We start from the raw sequence: 18,300 nt of genomic DNA, 5'->3' as shown, positions 1-18,300 counted from the left end.
GCATAGTGACGACCTTCTGACTCATACTCAACGTGAGCCGTAGAAATCGTAATACCACGCGCTCGCTCTTCTGGCGCACCATCAATCTGATCGTAAGCCTTAAATGCACCACCATGCGCCTCAGCCATGACCTTAGTCAAAGCCGCAGTCAACGTCGTCTTACCATGGTCTACGTGACCTATCGTACCTACGTTTACGTGAGGCTTGGTGCGCTCAAATTTCTCTTTTGACATGTCTTAATCTCCAAAAATCGTGGTTTACGTCATTTTTCTGTATGGAGCCCATAGCCAGAATTGAACTGGCGACCTCTTCCTTACCAAGGAAGTGCTCTACCCCTGAGCTATATGGGCAATTCGAGCAGTAATTGGAGCGGGTGATGGGAATCGAACCCACGTCACGAGCTTGGAAGGCTCGGGTAATAGCCATTATACGACACCCGCAATAAACTGTTTGTTTTCAAATAACCAATACTACAAAGACAGATTTTGGTTCCGACACAACATGCGTGCAATATCGCGCTCGCGTTATTTTATGCAACCACTGAATCCGCCTATCGAGATGCAAATTTTAACGACAAATAAAAAATTAGCAACCATTTAAGTAAAATAAATACACCGCATAATCATTTTATAGCCGATAGCGCCTGTTACGCCTAGTATGAATACCAAGCAAGCCACACCAAAAAACAAACGCCTAATAAGTTAATTACAGCGAACACGTCCCCGTCTTTTAGTCGCAATCCATATAATTTCCAATCGCTTACCTTCCTGCCTTGCTGCAAAACAGGGACAGCATATTGCTCAAAGGCGGCTTTGTCGTAAATTGTATACTGAGGATTTTGCCACATGAGATATTCCCCCTTAGCATACAGCGCATTATTCGTGTAAACAATATCCTTACCATAAAGTCTCACCGCTTGGGCTATCTTGCCTTGTCGTATTAGCAAAGCGCCATTAAAAACACCCAACTCTCTATTCATTATTTTATTTATAGCGTAGCTTGCTAATGGCACGACACACAAGGCAAGAACCACCATCGGCCAAAAAACAAGCGGGATCTCTTTCTCAGATTCATTCCTAAAAAACACGCTCCCTAGCCCTATAAAAATACATAGGGGCACAAAGTAGCTTATTCTTTTTGCTAGTTTTAGTTTCTGGGTTGCCTTTTTACTATGAGGGATCCATACAATTTTTTGAGTTATTTCACCTGCTGACTGGCTTAAATCAACATCAATGCGACTCGAGAAAATTCGTTTATTTTTTCTGGCTAGCGCACCTGATTGAACTGCAGCGATTGGCTTTGAACCGTAAACGGCAAAGGCTAATAACCCAATACCCAACACACTGATTGCCGCAATGATGCTCCACATTTTTGTTTTTTGCGAGCTGATTTCGTCGTCTATTCTTTGGTTTAATGTTGACAATGCTTGGCTTGTCACCGCTTGCCCATCACCTGCTTGCATATCGAATACCCACACCTTATTCTCAGGGTATTGCCCAACGTAAAGCTTCTGATCATGAACCAGCATAGCAGAGGCATCATTCAATTGACTGGCAAAGCGCGTCGTTGTTTTATCTTTATTCAGCCTATAAAAGCCTGGGTGCGCCATGCCACTATCATTCACCATCACCCACCAGCGCTGATGATCATCTAAATAGGCTATCGACGGCCATTCATGCGCTGACTCCATCCCACTGTAGTCCGACAGGCTAACAACATCTCCTGTCCTGCTTAACTGTCGATTTTTAACTCCTAACGCCACGATTTGGTGATGATTGGTATCAACAACCCAAATTTTTTCTCCGTCTTCAACTAGGTGATTAGGAAATTTAAATCCATCTAATTCGCTTAACAACTCTCCGTCAGCGCTTAATAGCATGACACGATGACGGGCTGTATCATTTAGCACAATCAACCCATTTGACAATTCCAATCCGCTCCACGCGGTTTTAAAATATAAACGCTGTCCTCCCCATATCTCACAACGATTAAGACTGGCACTACATTTTAATAACGAGCCATGATGCTGGTTATTTTCTTTTTCCGTTATTCGCAAAAGCCGCCTGATGTTATGAGCAATCGATTGATTTTGTCCTGCAGCATTGATGATAACTTCACCACTTCTCAAAGGAATCAGCTGCCCGACATGCTGCTCAATATTGTATTGCGCCATTGAGTATGACTGAGCATTCTCACGACCCTCTGTGTCTATGCGCAGGATATTATTTTTCGTCAAAGCCCATACGTGGTTATTTGTATCAGTATATAACTGGCCAATTGGCGGGCGAAGCGTCATTGGCGCATAATACAAATAAACCACAATCGCCAAGCACAAGCAAACAAGAAACGCAATTGTTGGCACTAGTGGCAAATCTCTATCCATTCTCTAACAAAAATTAACAAAAAGATAGCCAGCAGCAGGCTATCTTGAACAACAATAGTCCAGCGCGCAATAGTCCAGCGCGCCTTAACGCTTACCCGCGGCAATGCGTAATCTGAGCGCATTTAGCTTAATAAACCCTTCGGCGTCTTTGTGGTCATAGGCCAACTCGTCATCGAAACTTGCGATAGCGCTGTCGAATAAGCTATTCTCAGACTCGCGACCTAGCACCATGACGTTGCCTTTATAAAGCGACAAACGTACTTCGCCGCTCACCCGCGCTTGTGATTTATCAATCAGGGCTTGTAGCATTTCTCGCTCAGGCGACCACCAAAACCCGTTATAGATAATCTTCGCGTAGCGCGGCATGATTTCATCTTTTAAATGCGCCGCTTCTCGGTCTAGTGTAATCGACTCAATGGCACGATGCGCTTTTAATAAAATAGTCCCGCCTGGTGTTTCGTAACAACCGCGGCTTTTCATGCCGACAAAGCGGTTTTCTACCAAATCGTCACGTCCAATGCCGTTGTCACCGCCCAATTTATTCAAGGTCTCGATAATCCGCGCGGGTGATAAGGCTTGACCATTAATGGCAACTGGATCGCCTTTTTCAAAGCGAATTGTGATGACCGTTTCTTCATCAGGCGCAGCTTTGGGTGACACGGTGCGCTCCCACATTTCCTCATTGGGTGCAACGGCGGGATCTTCGATTTCGTTACCTTCGTAGGAAATATGCAGCAGATTCGCGTCTTTGGAATACGGTGATTTGCCTTTTTTTGTCTCAATCGGGATGTTGTGTTCTGCCGCATAGGCCATCAGCTTTTCCCGCGACATCAAATCCCACTCGCGCCATGGCGCAATGACATGGATATTTGGCATTAAAGCATACGCCCCAATCTCAAAACGAACTTGGTCGTTACCTTTACCTGTTGCGCCGTGTGAAATCGCATCTGCGCCCGTTTCTTGGGCAATTTCAACGAGGCGTTTGGCAATTAATGGGCGCGCAATAGACGTGCCTAACAAATACTCACCCTCATAAATCGTATTGGCACGAAACATCGGGAAAATATAGTCTTTGGCAAACGTTTCGCGCAAATCTTCAATGTAGATTTGTTTGATGCCCATTGCTTGGGCTTTGGCACGCGCGGGTTCGATTTCCTCGCCTTGCCCTAAATCTGCGGTAAACGTGACAACTTCACACTGGTACTCGTCTTGAAGCCATTTGGCAATAATCGATGTATCCAGCCCGCCTGAATACGCTAACACGACTTTTTTTATTTGTGCTTTATTCATAAAATGCCCCTTTTATTCTGTCTATATTTATCTTTGTTTTCCACTCGAATTGGCAAATAACACCCTTTGGAAAACACGACCTACTGCATATACTCACTGCATATACCCTATATTAACCCAAAAAGCGCTATCTTGTATCAGCCTAGCATTATATAATGTTTTTTGCTTAAATCACGCCCAAAATCACACCCATGCCCCAACAAAAAACCGCGCGGTTCGTCACTGGCGCTACATGGCGACATGTTATTGTCATGACGTTAACCAATTCCATCGGCCTCATGGCACTCTTTGTTGTCGATCTCATCGATTTATACTTTCTCAACCTGCTTGGCGAGCAAGAAATGGCGGCCGCCGTTGGCTTTGCTGGTCTATTGTTGTTTTTTATTACCGCCATGTCAATCGGTCTGTTAATTGCCATGGGGGTACTCGTTTCACAGCGCATCGGTGCAGGTGATACGCAAAATGCCAGACAGATTGCTGCCAGCACCTATGTCATTGCTAGCCTTTTTGCCATTGCACTTAGCACGGTTTTATTTCTCTATGTTGAGCCCATTTTACAATTACTTGGCGCCAAAGGTCGTACATTAGCCTTAGCGACTACTTATGCCGAAATTGTTTTACCTAGCAGCGTCATCCTTGTGCTGGGCATGGCATCTAGCGGCATCCTTCGTGCTGTAGGCGATGCCCGACGCGCCATGAACACCACGTTAATCGGTGCTGGCGTTAACTTAGTATTTGACCCTATCCTCATTTTTGGATTAAGCATGGGGATTGCAGGGGCTGCTTGGGCCTCTGTGCTGTCACGCATCGCCATGATGGCCTATGGATTTTATGGGGCGATTATCCTACACCGCATGGTCGCCAAGCCCCGTTTCGCTGATGTTCGACACGACACCCGCTTTATTATGCACATTGCATTTCCCGTTATTTTAACCAATTTAGCTACGCCGATTGGGCAGTCATTTGTCACCATGAATATGGCGAAATTTGGAGACGCTGCGATGGCCGCTTATGCCACTATTGGACGCATCATTCCTGTTGCGTTTAGTATTTTATTTGCGCTATCAGGCGCAATTGGACCCATTATCGGGCAAAATTTTGGCGCAAAACAGTTCGACCGCGTTCGCGAAACCTATCGCAACGCCATTATTTTTGCCATTTTGGTTGTCATTGGAATTTCTGGCGTGCTTTTTTTGCTACAAAAACCCTTAATCAGTGTGTTTAACTTATCCGACCAAGCGGCTGAGCTGCTTACCTTGTTTGCCACGTATTTGGCGCTGTTTTTTATCTTTGACGGCATCTTATTTTCGACAAACTCGGCATTTAATAGCCTCGGTTACCCCCTTTACTCCACACTATTTAACTACGCCAAGTTCTTTTTAGGCATTATCCCAATGGCGTGGGTATTGTCGCATTTTTATGGTGCCAAAGGCGTCCTCATCGGACAATCCATCGGACACCTTGTTATTGTCATCTTGGCGCTTTTGGTTTGTCGCCGCCTAATGTTACAATTAGACCATATCGACCCTAACAACCCCAACCGCCGCGCTTCAGCCCGTCCGCCTTTATGGCCTGGCTCTAGCGCTAAATCACAGGTGTAATATGAAAAAAATCGCATTAAACTTAACGGTAGTCTGTCTCTTTTTCTTGGCTGGCTGCGCCAATACTGACACTGTCGACACATCGGATGTTTTTGCCTCAGACGGCAGCAAACCAGGCTTTAATAAAAAAGACACCGCCATTGATACCGAGCAACCGATTGTATTTGACCCAGCGGCACTCGATAGTAACCCTGCGCAAAAAGCGCCATCAGAGGTGATTTATACAGAAGAAAGTCGTCGACCAAGCTCAAATAACCCGCGCAAACTTGATGATGAAGCTGACTTTTAAGCTGAAATAATTAGCGACTATTTTCGCGACTATTTTCCATCGCAATCTTAAGTGCCGCCAAAACGCGCTCGGGGGTGATTTCCCATAGGCAAGGCGCAAAGCCACTTTCGGGCTTGTAACACTGACGCTGCATACACGGCGCGCAAGCCACCAACCCCGTTAAATTTTGACTGGATTGACGAATAAGCCCAGTTAATCGTGGATTCGTTGGACCAAATAGTGCGACAGCAGGCACCCCAAAATAATCGGCCATATGCGCAAGCCCTGTATCAACGCTAATCACTGCATCGGCTGCCTGTATGCGCGCCATCATTTCCGCTAGTGTACACGCGGGTAGCACGTGCGCATGCTGACACTCACTAACCAACGCTTCTGCTCGCTGTTTTTCCTCCTCATTGCCGTGCGCAACCTGCACGTCAAATTGATTCGACAGCTTGGCAATCAGCGTTTTCCAATGCGCATCAGGGTAGCGTTTATTGTCCCACGTTGTGCCGTGAAAGATTAACGCTGTTGGGCGTTTATCGACCCGCTTATCGAATATTACTGAGGGTGTTTTTTCTAATGAAACGGGCGGCATATCCAGCACTGGCGGATAGTCAAAAATCTGTGCAAATAACTTTTGCAACCGATAAACCGCCTGCTGGCGACGTTCAACGGCATAACCGCGTTGATAAAAAACGGTTGCTAGTGGTTCGCGCGCACTGGCTTTATCAAACCCTGAAATCGGCGCGCCTGCCAACTTCGCCAGATAAGCAGATTTCAGCAACCCTTGTGCATCAATCACCAAGTCGTAGTGCTGTTGTCGTAGGTGGGCTTTTAATTGCTTTAATTCGGGGTGCCAAAAAAAACCGACCGGTTTTTCACGTCGCCACGCACGAAAATTCACTTCGATGACGTTTTCAATATCACCTTGCGCTTGCGCGAGCGCTGCAATATCGGCAAAACCAGACTCTACCAACCAATCAATACGCAATTCAGGACGCTGCTGTTTTAACACTGACAACGGTGTCAGTGTGTGCACCACGTCACCTAGCGATGACGTTTTAACTAAGAGAACTCGCATGGCAATTCCTCCTGCATGGCTTGCCAAACCTTAGCGGGCGTTGTGTGTTTCATACATTGCATTCGCGCATCGCCACGTAATGGGCATTGGCGCTTAAAACACGGTCGGCAAGCCAGTGTCTCATGCTGAAAAATCATCGCTTTTTTTGTCAGTGGCGGCGTCATATTCGGTGTTGTCGAACCATATACGGCATACACATTCGCGCCAACGGCGGCCGCAATATGCATTAAGCCTGAATCGTTGGTCAGCACCGCATCAGATAACGCTAACAAATCAATAGCATCAACAATGTTCGTCTGTCCTGCTAGATTAATCACAGCAGGTGCGTCGGTTTGAATCGTAGCGATAAGCGATTTGTCTTTGGCGCTACCCAGCGCGATTACTTGGTACCCCGCCGCCATCGCTACCTTTGCCACCGCTGCAAAATTCGCCGCTGGCCATTGCTTTGACGGACCGTATTCCGCGCCAGGACACAGCGCCAATATAGGGGCACGTAGCTGGTGTTTTTCTGCTAATTGGCTTTGGTTTTTGCTGTCAACTCGTAACGCAGGAACACCAATCTCAGGTAATGCTAACGAAATCTCACCACCTAAATTAACAAACCGATCCACCGTCCGCGGCAATCGTTTTTTATCTAACAACCGACAATCATTTATCACGCCGTAGCGAAACTCGCCTAAATAACCAATCCGACGGGGGATTTTGGCAAAAAACGGAATCAATGCCGATTTCATACTGCGCGGCAATACGATGGCCGTATCAAATCGGTCACGCAACGATACACCCAACTGATACCGCGACTTCAGTGCTAATTCACCATGTTGGTAGTTGGCAGGGATTATTTCATCCACCTCTGGCATGCGCGCAGCCACTGCGGCTGTCCAGTTTGGCGCTAGAATACTGAGCTGTTGCGTCGGACCTTGCTTTAACCGTTGAAACAGTGTTTGCGCCATTACCATATCACCTACCCACGCAGGTGCAACGATTAGGACATTTTTCATCAAGCGTTCACCCTATCAAACTCACCTTATCCAAAACCCTGTCTAATCAGCTGAAAAACCAACACGGTTCACCAACTGACAAAAAATATCTGCGGTTAATTCGGCGTCATATTTTGCGCCGTGCGCCTTGGCTGTATCGTAATCTAAGCCGCACTGCTCGGCAATCCGTGAAAGCACCGTTTGCCCTGTCATTACACCGCCCAAAGTCACGGTGTCAAACGTGCTAAACGAATGAAATGGCGAATCTTTAATCTGGCAACGTGCTACTGCAGCTTGCAAAAAACCCAAATCAAACATCGCATTGTGCGCCACCATAATGGCCCGTGAGCAACCTGCTTCGGCTAGGTGTTTTTTTAGCCCGCTAAACAGCTCTGTCAGGGCTTGTTTTTCGTCTTTGGCGATGCGCAGGGGATGATTTGGCACGATGCCATTGACTTGCAATGCCGCTGGATCAATGCTTGCGCCAGCAAATGGCTTTACATGCGCATGGATGGTGTGTTTTTTAAACAAATTGCCGCGCTCATCCATATCAAGCACAACAGCCGCTAGCTCCAAAAGCGCATGCTTATTCGCATCAAACCCACCTGTTTCCAGGTCCACAACCACAGGTAAGAACCCACGGAACCGCTTAGCAATCGCTGTTTTGGCAATCGCTGTTTTGGCAATTGGCGGATTGGCAGTTAGCGGTTTAGCAGATTTATTTGTCATGACGTATAGCGACCCCTTGCAGCGACCTTTGAAAAAGCCACAGTATAACGTAAAAACACCCAACTGATAAGGTGTGTTTTCGCAACTCGGGTATTGATAACCACATGAACGCTACCACAGGAACGCTGACTTTATGACCAACCACTTATTACCAACCAAAAAAATGATGGTCCATCTAATCAACAGACCATCATTTACCAACTGATTGGTTTTTAAATTAGCGAAAACGCCGTGCCGTTGTCGCTGTCGTTCTCGTTGTCGTCATGACCATTGCTGCCATCGCCGCGAACATCATCACGAGCATAGCGGCTAACAAGGCCCAAACAGACGTGCTTGGAATAGCCGCAGGTGAATTGCTGGTTGGTGTACCGTTGGCGCGTAAAAACCAGTTGTTGCCCACCAAGACTAATTCATACGTCACGCCGTTAATGGTTTGCATGGTGGTGCCATTAGGCAGGGTAAAATCACCTGCGGCGGTTGTGCCGTCGACGGTCGCAACGAGCACATCATTACCCGTTGCAGGGACGGCACTGATGGGATTAGGGTGAATCGCAATGCTAGCGCTTGTGCTGTCACCTGTCACGGTCAATACATCGGCGATGTCTGCGCCTACATCAATGCTGATTGCCAGTGTGCCACTGCCCGTCAAGTTACCGTCAATCGTTGCTGTGCCGGTTGCCGTGCCGCTTTGCATATTTATCGTGCCGTCATTGACCACATCACCTGTGATGGTTAAGGCATCGGCGAGCACTGCGGTACTCGCGCTATCCGTGGTGAGTGTCTCCGTTTCAAAATCATTGGCAAAAGTCACATTAGCACCATTAATGACATTGGTTAACTCCCAATTCATCATATCAGGGGCAGTAATCGTTAATCCATCGTAATTAAGCGTATCCACCATGCCATCGGCTGAGCTCACACCATCACCGCCGTTTAATTGTCCATTAATGGCGCCGCCTGTGTAATTCAACGTATCTGAACCGTCACCTAAGTTAATATCACCTGTGACGGTGCCTGCGATTAAATTTACGGTGTCGTCTTGCGAGCTGCCCAAAATAGCAAACCCATTATTACTTGTGATAGCACCATTATTGTCAACAGTCACACCAACAGTTGCTGTACTTAAGTCGATACCATTAGCGTTAGCACCGTTAGTAATAATCTCCCCGCTATTGGCAACAATAGGGCCAGTCAAACTGGTAGCAGACTGTCCGATGGCGACAATGCCTGCTGTGCTGGAGAAAAATATACCATGAGCATCATCGCCTTGGGTAGCAATCGAGCTAGCTATATCCTCTAATCCGACTGCTGTATTTGCACCAGATAGTACGATACCATGTGAGTCAATTGATTCAGTGGTAAGTGTACTCATGCCATTGACAGTTAAAATACCCCCTGTCGCATTAATTGCATGCACTTGATCCCCATCGTTAACTGTATTACGAGTATCGATGGTTAAGTTGCCAGCGACAGTGACAGTTGCCCCTGTATTATTTAGTCCACCGTTCCTCATTGAGTCCGCTGTAAGTGTTAAGTTACTTAAAAACTGGGCAGATTCACTGGATGCTGAAATACCGGTGATATAATTGGCAACATTTACGACGACATCACCACCGAATTCGCTGGTGCCAGTCAAGCGCATACCATCAGCTCCCGTGGTTCCTGTTGTTGCTGTGACAGTTGTGGTTCCATTTATAGTTAAATTTGCGTCTGCGCCGAATAATTGAATTCCAGCACCTTGGCTGCCAGTGTGATTTAAAATAGCATCCCCAGCAATGTTAACTGTACTTGGATTAAAAACGGCGATAACACGACCATTTAATCCATTCACATTACCGGTAAAGTTTCCACTGACATTAATTATCGCATCGGTGCTTGTTGTTAACGCATACGGTGAGCCACTTCCAGTAGGGTTAGTGGAAGTAATATTAGGCGCAGTGATATTAAGAACGGTACCTACATCTCGGGCATCAATTGTTCCACCAACGTTGATGCTAAATGTGTAAGTCGGTTGCGCGGCTGTACAAGTGTCCCCCGCTGTGGCTAAAAAGCGGGTGCCGTCATCACTAGAGCAGGCAGCATGCACAATACCAGAGACACTACAAATAAACGGGATGAAAAATTTGGAAAGCCGCATCGTTAACTCCATGGTAATAAAAATCACATTATACAAAACACTGTAAACAACTCGAAGAAATTTTACAATTAGGTTTCCTCTATATTATTCAGCGCATTGACGAGCCTGTCTACGCCCAGCCGTTGTCACTGTCGCCATGACCATTGTCGCCATCGCCAACATAGCGGCTAACAAGGCCCAAACAGACGTGCTTGGAATATTTGCAGGATTATTAAGCCCAGTGCTTAAAAACCAGTTATTACCAATCAAAACCAAATCATAAGTAACACCGTTAATATCTAGGCTTGTCGCACCGCCTGGTAACGTAAAATCCCCCACTGCGGTTGTGCCGTTGACCCTTGCCACTAATACATTAATACCTGTTGCTGGGTCTGCTGAAATCGGTGTCGGATCAATGACAATACTGGCGCCTGTGCTGTCACCTGTCACGGTCAATACATCGGCTGCGTTAGCGCTACTCACATCAACGCTAATGGTTAGCGTGCCAATACCCGTCAAATTCCCGTCAATCGTTGCTGTGCCGGTTGCCGTACCGCTTTGCATATTCATTGTCCCGTCATTCACCACATCACCCGTGATGGTTAAGGCATCGGCCAGCACTGCGGTACTTGCGCTATCATTAGTGAGTATCTCCGTTTCAAAATTATTGGCAAAAGTCACATTAGCACCATTAATGACATTGGTTAATTCCCAATTCATCATATCAGGGGCATCGCCTGTAATACCATCGTAATTAAGTGTATCCACCATACCATTGGCTGAATCCACATCATCGCCACCGTCAAGCAAGACAACCGCAGAGAGCTCGGTAGCGCCTATACCGCTAATATTTGCAGTATCACTGCCGTCGCCACCCAAAAAAGACCCCGTATCGAAACTGCCTGCTGTCCAATTCCAAACATCATCACCACTCGCCAAGTCAATAAATCCTGCTACCGCGCCTTGGTGGTTTATGGTGACATTCCCGCTTTCAGCAATAATGCCATAGCCTGAATCAGCAGACACATCGGCGGTGGCATTGACGTTAACCGTCACAGGGTTTGTATTGGCCGTAAATGCATCCGTTGAACCATCGAAAGCACCAGAACCAACCAACACCCCTGAGCCATTACCACCGGCGCTGACAAGACGCGTCACGCCCGTGACAGACGTATTTCTGCGGTAAAACACATCGACATCCCCTGCATCACCCCCTGTGACCGTACCATCTATATCGACAGTAACTGACGTATTACCAACCGCAGCGAGACCAACCGCGCCAGCACCTGAGCTGGTAATGGTGGATGACTCTGCAACACTAACGCTGGTATTATTCTGATCAGACAACGCAATAACTCCCGCACCTGTAGCGCCGTCGGTTGTTACTGTGGCATTGTCACCGACGGTCACCGTTGTATCACCACCGTTGCCTGCTGCTCTGAATCGATTCCATGCCTTAAGCCCTGTGGTCAGATCTCCTGTGGTCGTCGCCGTTGCATCAGAAAAGTTAATTTCGGTATTGCCGGTGCCATTGGCATTTAACACATTATTAAAGGCAAAGACCGCCGACGAGGTATCGAATGTCCCACTGTAGTCAAGCGTAATACTCCCCCCCGTGACATTGGCAATAACATCGCCTAAGCCAACATCTGAGCGCGAAAATACACCGTGCCCCGCGCCACCTCGGGTCGTTATCGTGCCGCCTGACAAATTTGCGGTGGTAGCAAACGGCATTGTTGCAATGCCGCCCGTATCGCTTTGGCTCGCATTGACTGCTGGCGCATTAAACCCATAAGTCGTAATAGCCCCACCTGTCATTGTCGCCGTTGATAGACCGCCCGAGTCGTGTCGCGCGCGAATACCCGATGAAAAACGCCCCGCTGTAACCGTATTCGTCACGCCAATATTGCCTGCGTCGCCCGTACTAATCGTTCCCGATTGCATTTCGGTACTCGTGGTGAGTGTTTCCGACGTACTGCCATCAATGTCTGAGGACACAGCAGAGGCTTGTTGCCCTACTGTAGTGACAGTCACACCATCGATAACGCTAGCCGCATTGCCTAGCGCATTGAATATACGCGAACCATAACCACCATTCCCTGTGGTATCAATCATCCCCGTCCCACCGAGATTGACGGTCGAATTACCCGAGCCTTGGTTGCGGACAAAAATACCCTGACGACCATTATTCGCGGTGGTAATCGACGAAAATAGATCCGCATTGACAATAATATCGCCCGTACCTGCGTTAGTGGCTCTGATATCGATACCGCGATCACCACCGTTACTAATCGTGGTTGCCGCATTGTCCAAAGTCAGCGTCAATCCTGCATCTTGGTTATTATAGGTAATCCCTGCCGTATACGAGGGGTCAGAACAGGTCACTGCTGCGCCGATACCGCATTCATCGACGGCGAGCACATAAAGTGGTGCACTGCTGACGGCAAGCAGTGCAATATAAGTGTGAATTTTTTTTCGTTTTAGCTGCATGGTTACTATCCTCTTTTTCTTGAATTACCTAATAATACCTAATAAACTAACTTTAAAAACCTTATTCGATTTTTTACCATAAATATTAAGCAAAAATCATACAAATGCTTAATCTTTATTCTGTATGCAACAGATTGATTTTATGACTATTTACCTAACATCATACCGCTTTTTCGTAAGCTTTTCAATCGATAAATGATTTAAATTAGTGATATGTATATGAATATTTAAAACACTTGGCCGTCAATACCGAAATCAATCCAGCCCGACACCCATCGACACTCCTCGCACCAAATACATGGTAAACTAGCCGCTAGCTGATTGACAGCTGATTGACAGCTGATTGGCAGTTTAATTGACCTGAGGAAAATACATGGGTAAAAACACATGAGTGGCTTACTGGCTTTATTAGACGATGTCGCAGCAATAGCAAAACTTGCTGCCACCAATTTAGACGACATCACCAGCATGGCCGCCAAAGCGGGCTCAAAAACCGCCGGCGTGGTCATTGATGATGCCGCCGTTACACCAAAATATGTACATGGCTTAGCGCCAAAACGCGAACTGCCCATCATTTGGAAAATTGCCAAAGCCTCCTTTTTCAACAAGCTCATTATCCTCTTACCCATCGCGATTTTATTAGATGTCTATATCCCGTGGTTAATCACACCCTTATTAATGTTAGGCGGTTTGTATTTATGCTTTGAAGGCGCCGAAAAAATATATCACCTTTTACGGCCACATGAAAACGAAATTGTCGAAGCCGATTTAACCGTCAAAGACCCTGCGCATTTAAAAGAAAGTCGTGTGCGCGGTGCCATCAAGACGGATTTTATTCTATCCGCTGAAATCATGACCATTTCCTTATCCGCTATCCCAGATGGCAATATATGGCAAAGCGCAGGGGCATTGGCCATCATTGCCATTGTCATTACCGCCGCCGTCTATGGCGTAGTGGGACTGATTGTTAAAATGGATGACATTGGCCTGACATTATCTACAGAAAAACGCCACGGCATATTAAAAGCCATTGGACGCACATTGGTAAAAGCCATGCCCTATGTGATGCTGGTATTATCCGTTGTCGGCACCGCGGCAATGCTTTGGGTTGGTGGTTCAATTTTGACTCATGGCGCGCATGAATTAGGCTGGCACTTCCCCTATGACAGCATCAAACACATTGCCACGTTAATCGCCCAAACAGGCGCATTAAATTGGCTATCCACCGCCTTTTTCGATGGCATCATCGGCTTAAGTGCCGGCCTATTACTAATTCCCATTGTGACAGCTGTATCTCGTTCTTATGCATAATTACACGTAAAGCCACCAGTAAAGACCCAGTAAAAAAATCCACATTATAGGCACTTATGCATCAATAAACAGCTAATGCAACGATGACAGCTATAACGGCCTTATTTACTTTATTTAAGCTGTGGATATCTTTTCAGTTGAAGGGCTGCTATCTTAGCAAACACAAATAACGCCAGCAACATGAACGACCAAGACGTAGCTGGTACAGGCCTAACCGCGCCGCTAGGCGGTTCAGGCGAGGCACCCGATGAAAAAGTTGTGCCAACCAAAGTCAAATAACTATCTGCTTGAGAGTAGCCTGAGATTGACAATACAAAAGGCGCACTGGCTTCGATTTCACCTACACCAGCGGGGATCGCGATATTACCCGAGCTAAACCCACTCGTTCCAATCGGTGCAAAGCCACTGGTATCTACAGACACGCCATTTAATACCAAACTGCCCAATGCACTGTCGGGTATTGCAATATTTAGAAAGTTTTGATCAAAAACTGCGGTCCCCGTTGGGGTGCTAAAGACATAAGTATCCAACAGTTGATTAGCCCCTGGCATAAACGACATCGCTGGGTCTCCGTTGCCAGTCGCCCCTTTTCCTTTTAAGTACTGCATCGTCAATACTGGACTTGACGTTTCAATCACTGTATCGCTGGTAGCATCATGTTCATAAAACTCACCTGCCATAAGCGTCGCCACCAACGTCCCGTTAATCGTAACGTCCGTATTATCCTCATGCGCGACAACACGAACAATGTCACCCACGCTACCCGTTAAGGCAGTCTCAGGGATCACGAAAGTATCCGCAAAATTATTAACGGGTGGTAGCTGGCTAAACAAGTGGTCACAGGCAGAAACGCCAGTCGGGACATTCGCACAGACATTGCCACTAAATACTGCCACTGGGTTATCCGCGGTTACCAGACTGCCCGTCAAATCTTGCGCACTTTCAAAATAAAACGACTCACCCGCATTCAACGTGCGGCTAAAAGGCGTATCCGCTGGCTGACCTGAGGTGAGCGCAGCGGTTGGTGTGATTGTGACGGTCGTATTGTCATTGACTGCAGTGATTGAAAACTGCGTATTGAGATTACCCTGCACGTTATAAGTTGCTAAGCGATAGGTCGTGCCTAGTCCTGGAATGTCGAGCAAAAAACTCATATCAGTTGTGGCGGTTCTTCGATTCAGCATATATCCACTGATCGGATCAACAGATGATATTAATAAAGCCCGGCCTAGCGTGCTATCAACCTCAGCGGATTGAAAAAATCGAATTTGATTCACTGGGACTTGCAACACGCCACCCGCAGGAATGGTAAAAGACTGATCCATACCGCCGTCTAGGCTGGATATTGTTCCGGTCACGCCTTCTGCGCCAAAGATAAACAACGAGCCCACTGCTCCTGCGTCAAAATTACGATGTGCAACCGCAATAAAATCGGCTTTGACAGTACCTAGCCATGTTGTAGCGACCAACCCTAAGATAACTAGCTTGCTTTTTATGTTCATATGCTGTTCCTCTATTTCCGTTTTTTCGTTTTTCCGTATCGGCACCTTTCAGACGCCTAACCAACAGCTATTAGCACTATAGGTTAATTCGCCGCCATTAAATCATCATTTGCTTTTAACATCTAAGTATTTTATTACTTTAGCACCTTAGGCGTAAAATTTTAACACGGACATAGAAAGTAGTCTACAAAAACAAACAAGGATTATTTAACCATTTGCTAAAAAGGCGAAGCACAAATAAACTCAATCGGCTTATCGGTTGACGGGTGCATTAATTGTAGCCACTCAGCGTGTAGCAACAGCCTTGGCGATAGATGGCGCAACGATTCAGGGCTATACAGCTCATCGCCAATGATAAAATGCCCGATCTGTTGGCAGTGTACGCGCAATTGATGCGAGCGCCCGGTAATCGGGGTTAAGATTAACCGAGTTGCGGGTTGCCCCTGATAATCAATTGGCTTATCAACCTTTATGATGGTGGTTGCTGGCTTTCCCTGCTCAAAATCCACGATCTGCCGTGGGCGGTTGTCCCAATCGCAGCGCAGCGGCAGCTCGACTGTTTGCTCTGACGGCTCGACTAACCCATAGACAATGGCAATATAACGCTTTTGTGTTAAACGCGCTTCAAACTGCTTATTGATATGGCGTTGCGCCGTTTTATTACGCGCCATAATCATCAATCCAGAAGTCGCCCAATCGAGGCGATGGACGACTTCTGCACCAGGATAGCGTTGCTGCACACGATAGGCCACGCTATCTAATTTATCAACCCCTCTACCAGGCACCGACAATAACCACGCAGGTTTATCGACAGCAATAATATCTGCATCTTCGTAAAGAATCTCGATATCACGCGTAGGACGCTTGCTCAATTTTATTTGACGTGCTATCTCACGCTCATGACACTGATGCATCACGCGCTATCATCACAGTCAGGGGTATTTTTACCATCGGCGCAATGCGGATGGCTAAAAGTAGCTTGGATATCCGCAAATGTCATTGGGCGATTTGGCGTCTGATGCGCCAAAATATCACTGGCAATGCGCTTACCCAGCTCAACACCCCACTGGTCAAACGCATTAATATTCCAAATAACGCTTTGCGTAAACACCTTATGCTCATACAGCGCGAGCAATTGCCCCAAGCAAAAAGGCGTGAGCTTTTGCATCAAAATAAAATTACTGGGGCGGTTGCCATTAAAATGACCGTGCTCTTTCTTATCAATCGCACCACCTGTCATTAACGTCTGGCTTTGCGCCAAACAATTCGCGAGTAGTGCATTGTGATGGTCGACAAATTCATGCTCGGGCTCGAGCGCCGCGATAAAATCCACGGGGACGATTTGACTGCCTTGGTGAAGCAGCTGAAAAAACGCATGTTGGCCGTTGCTCCCAGCTGAGCCCCAAATAATCGGTGACGTGGGGTATTGCAGTCGTTGCCCCTCAATATCAATGGACTTGCCTAAGCTTTCCATTTCTAATTGTTGTAGATACGCAGGAAATTTTTCTAGCTTTTGTGCATACGGAATTACAGCGCGCGTGGGGTAGCCGAGAAAATTGCCATACCAAATATGAATCAACGCCAACATAACGGGCAGATTTTCATGAAACGGCGTATGCAAAAAATGCCCATCCATTTGATTTGCCCCCGCAAGCAGCTCACTAAAGGTCTCCATGCCATAAGCTATCGCAATAGGCAAACCAACCGCAGACCACAAAGAAAAACGCCCGCCTACCCAATCCCAAAACTTAAAAATCTGTTTATTTTCAAATTTCAAATCGATAGCCGCATCTGGGTTTGCGGTAATAGCGTAACAACGCTTCATAAACGCCTGCTCGGTAAAGTCTTGGGTAAACCAGGCTTTTAGCGTCGCAAAGTTTTGCAAGGTTTCAATCGTGGTAAATGTTTTGGATGTGATTAAAAACAAGGTGCTTTCTTTGGTCACTCGGCGCATCACACTTTTGGCCGCTGTGCCATCGATATTGGCTAAAAAATGTAGCTGAACCCGTGGCCGCATACTAGCAGACAATGCCTGATGAACGATGCGAGTTCCCAGCTCTGAACCACCAATCCCAATACAAACGACATCGGTAATGACGGTATCGGCAATGATTTGATTAGACTGAATATCGGCAACGAAGCTGGCCATTTGCTTAAGCACTTGATGGATTTCAACGCTATCTGCATCATGCGGTTTTAAGGGCGCACGCAGTAACGTATGCTTTGCCGCACGTGTCTCACTCTGGTTTAACGTTTCACCGCTAAAAAGTGCCTGTCGCTTTTCATCCAATGCGCTTTTATTGGCGAGCATTAGTAAGTGTTCAATTGCGCTATCATCCAGATGGTTGCGCGAATAATTAAGCCACAAATTAGCAGTTTCTACGTAATAACGGCGACCACGACTAGGGTCTGCCTCGAACAACGCGCACAAATGACGCTCCCTAAACGTGTTAGCAATGTCTGTCAATTGCTGTGTGATTATTTTATCCATGATGTACGGTAAGTTATTGTCATTTTTTACTCGTTTCTCGTTTTTATGCAGCGCG

Annotated in this window: 14 protein-coding genes and 2 tRNA genes; 3 read left to right on the top strand and 13 right to left on the bottom strand. The window is 46.7% G+C overall.

Annotation, left to right across the window (positions count from 1 at the left end; translation table 11 throughout):
- The 5 genes from GCU85_RS07965 to GCU85_RS07945 form a co-directional block, all read right to left on the bottom strand.
- Positions 1–233 (bottom strand): GTP-binding protein (locus tag GCU85_RS07965; protein ID WP_235896263.1); only part of this gene is annotated, 233 nt, incomplete at its 3' end.
- Positions 234–275: 42 nt separating this feature from the next.
- Positions 276–350 (bottom strand) — tRNA-Thr (locus tag GCU85_RS07960).
- A gap of 15 nt (positions 351–365) precedes the next feature.
- Positions 366–440 (bottom strand) — tRNA-Gly (locus GCU85_RS07955).
- A 212-nt stretch (positions 441–652) separates the two neighbouring features.
- Positions 653–2,128, bottom strand: a complete 1,476-nt coding sequence (locus GCU85_RS07950) for an NHL repeat-containing protein (RefSeq protein WP_218110617.1) — start codon at positions 2,126–2,128, stop codon at positions 653–655.
- Positions 2,129–2,467: 339 nt separating this feature from the next.
- The gene (locus GCU85_RS07945) at positions 2,468–3,673 is read right to left on the bottom strand and encodes an argininosuccinate synthase (protein WP_152810648.1); all 1,206 of its coding nucleotides are present in this window, start codon (positions 3,671–3,673) and stop codon (positions 2,468–2,470) included.
- Positions 3,674–3,864: 191 nt separating this feature from the next.
- On the opposite strand from GCU85_RS07945, the gene GCU85_RS07940 reads away from it, so the two are divergent.
- Positions 3,865–5,274 carry an MATE family efflux transporter gene (locus tag GCU85_RS07940; RefSeq protein ID WP_152810647.1) on the top strand — a complete coding sequence of 470 codons (1,410 nt, stop codon included), beginning with the start codon at positions 3,865–3,867 and terminating at the stop codon, positions 5,272–5,274.
- 1 nt (position 5,275) lies between these two features.
- The gene (locus GCU85_RS07935; protein ID WP_152810646.1) at positions 5,276–5,563 is read left to right on the top strand and encodes a hypothetical protein; all 288 of its coding nucleotides are present in this window, start codon (positions 5,276–5,278) and stop codon (positions 5,561–5,563) included.
- Between the two features lie 10 nt (positions 5,564–5,573).
- Here GCU85_RS07935 and waaC read toward each other — a convergent pair whose 3' ends face one another.
- The 5 genes from waaC to GCU85_RS07910 all read right to left on the bottom strand — a co-directional run bounded on the left by waaC (position 5,574) and on the right by GCU85_RS07910 (position 12,941).
- Positions 5,574–6,626: a lipopolysaccharide heptosyltransferase I gene (gene waaC, locus GCU85_RS07930; RefSeq protein ID WP_152810645.1), complete on the bottom strand. Its 1,053-nt coding sequence runs from the start codon at positions 6,624–6,626 to the stop codon at positions 5,574–5,576.
- Positions 6,611–7,627, bottom strand: coding sequence for a lipopolysaccharide heptosyltransferase II (gene waaF, locus GCU85_RS07925; RefSeq protein WP_152810644.1), 1,017 nt, complete (start codon positions 7,625–7,627; stop codon positions 6,611–6,613). Before waaF ends, waaC begins: the two co-directional genes overlap by 16 nt.
- A gap of 42 nt (positions 7,628–7,669) precedes the next feature.
- Positions 7,670–8,335, bottom strand: a complete 666-nt coding sequence (gene rnt / locus GCU85_RS07920) for a ribonuclease T (RefSeq protein WP_152810643.1) — start codon at positions 8,333–8,335, stop codon at positions 7,670–7,672.
- Between the two features lie 217 nt (positions 8,336–8,552).
- Positions 8,553–10,472, bottom strand: a complete 1,920-nt coding sequence (locus tag GCU85_RS07915) for a beta strand repeat-containing protein (RefSeq protein WP_152810642.1) — start codon at positions 10,470–10,472, stop codon at positions 8,553–8,555.
- Positions 10,473–10,556: 84 nt separating this feature from the next.
- A complete protein-coding gene (locus GCU85_RS07910) occupies positions 10,557–12,941 on the bottom strand; it encodes a beta strand repeat-containing protein (protein ID WP_152810641.1) in 2,385 nt (794 codons plus the stop codon).
- Positions 12,942–13,328: 387 nt separating this feature from the next.
- Here GCU85_RS07910 and GCU85_RS07905 point away from each other — a divergent pair, with 387 nt between their 5' ends.
- Positions 13,329–14,252: a DUF808 domain-containing protein gene (locus GCU85_RS07905; RefSeq protein WP_152810640.1), complete on the top strand. Its 924-nt coding sequence runs from the start codon at positions 13,329–13,331 to the stop codon at positions 14,250–14,252.
- A gap of 110 nt (positions 14,253–14,362) precedes the next feature.
- Here GCU85_RS07905 and GCU85_RS07900 read toward each other — a convergent pair whose 3' ends face one another.
- The 3 genes from GCU85_RS07900 to pgi all read right to left on the bottom strand — a co-directional run bounded on the left by GCU85_RS07900 (position 14,363) and on the right by pgi (position 18,245).
- Positions 14,363–15,754 (bottom strand): IgGFc-binding protein, encoded by a 1,392-nt coding sequence (locus GCU85_RS07900; RefSeq protein ID WP_152810639.1) that lies wholly within the window; start codon positions 15,752–15,754, stop codon positions 14,363–14,365.
- A gap of 218 nt (positions 15,755–15,972) precedes the next feature.
- Entirely contained in the window at positions 15,973–16,668 is a 696-nt protein-coding gene (locus tag GCU85_RS07895) for a pseudouridine synthase (protein WP_152810638.1), read from the bottom strand.
- Entirely contained in the window at positions 16,668–18,245 is a 1,578-nt protein-coding gene (gene pgi / locus GCU85_RS07890; RefSeq protein WP_152810637.1) for a glucose-6-phosphate isomerase, read from the bottom strand. The genes GCU85_RS07895 and pgi overlap by 1 nt, the downstream gene beginning before the upstream one ends.
- Between the last annotated feature and the right edge of the window lie 55 nt (positions 18,246–18,300).

It is taken from the genome of Ostreibacterium oceani (assembly GCF_009362845.1).
GTDB classification, from domain to species: domain Bacteria; phylum Pseudomonadota; class Gammaproteobacteria; order Cardiobacteriales; family Ostreibacteriaceae; genus Ostreibacterium; species Ostreibacterium oceani.
The sequence above is the reverse complement of the archived record's forward strand: the minus strand, read 5'-3'. Positions and strand labels throughout refer to the sequence as shown.

Coding starts and splice junctions, on each gene's coding strand:
- GCU85_RS07945 (WP_152810648.1), bottom strand. CDS start 3,673: ATGAATAAAGCACAAATAAAAAAAGTCGTGTTAGCGTATTCAGGCGGG.
- GCU85_RS07940 (WP_152810647.1), top strand. CDS start 3,865: ATGCCCCAACAAAAAACCGCGCGGTTCGTCACTGGCGCTACATGGCGA.
- GCU85_RS07935 (WP_152810646.1), top strand. CDS start 5,276: ATGAAAAAAATCGCATTAAACTTAACGGTAGTCTGTCTCTTTTTCTTG.
- waaC (WP_152810645.1), bottom strand. CDS start 6,626: ATGCGAGTTCTCTTAGTTAAAACGTCATCGCTAGGTGACGTGGTGCAC.
- waaF (WP_152810644.1), bottom strand. CDS start 7,627: ATGAAAAATGTCCTAATCGTTGCACCTGCGTGGGTAGGTGATATGGTA.
- rnt (WP_152810643.1), bottom strand. CDS start 8,335: ATGACAAATAAATCTGCTAAACCGCTAACTGCCAATCCGCCAATTGCC.
- GCU85_RS07915 (WP_152810642.1), bottom strand. CDS start 10,472: ATGCGGCTTTCCAAATTTTTCATCCCGTTTATTTGTAGTGTCTCTGGT.
- GCU85_RS07910 (WP_152810641.1), bottom strand. CDS start 12,941: ATGCAGCTAAAACGAAAAAAAATTCACACTTATATTGCACTGCTTGCC.
- GCU85_RS07905 (WP_152810640.1), top strand. CDS start 13,329: ATGAGTGGCTTACTGGCTTTATTAGACGATGTCGCAGCAATAGCAAAA.
- GCU85_RS07900 (WP_152810639.1), bottom strand. CDS start 15,754: ATGAACATAAAAAGCAAGCTAGTTATCTTAGGGTTGGTCGCTACAACA.
- GCU85_RS07895 (WP_152810638.1), bottom strand. CDS start 16,668: ATGCATCAGTGTCATGAGCGTGAGATAGCACGTCAAATAAAATTGAGC.
- pgi (WP_152810637.1), bottom strand. CDS start 18,245: ATGGATAAAATAATCACACAGCAATTGACAGACATTGCTAACACGTTT.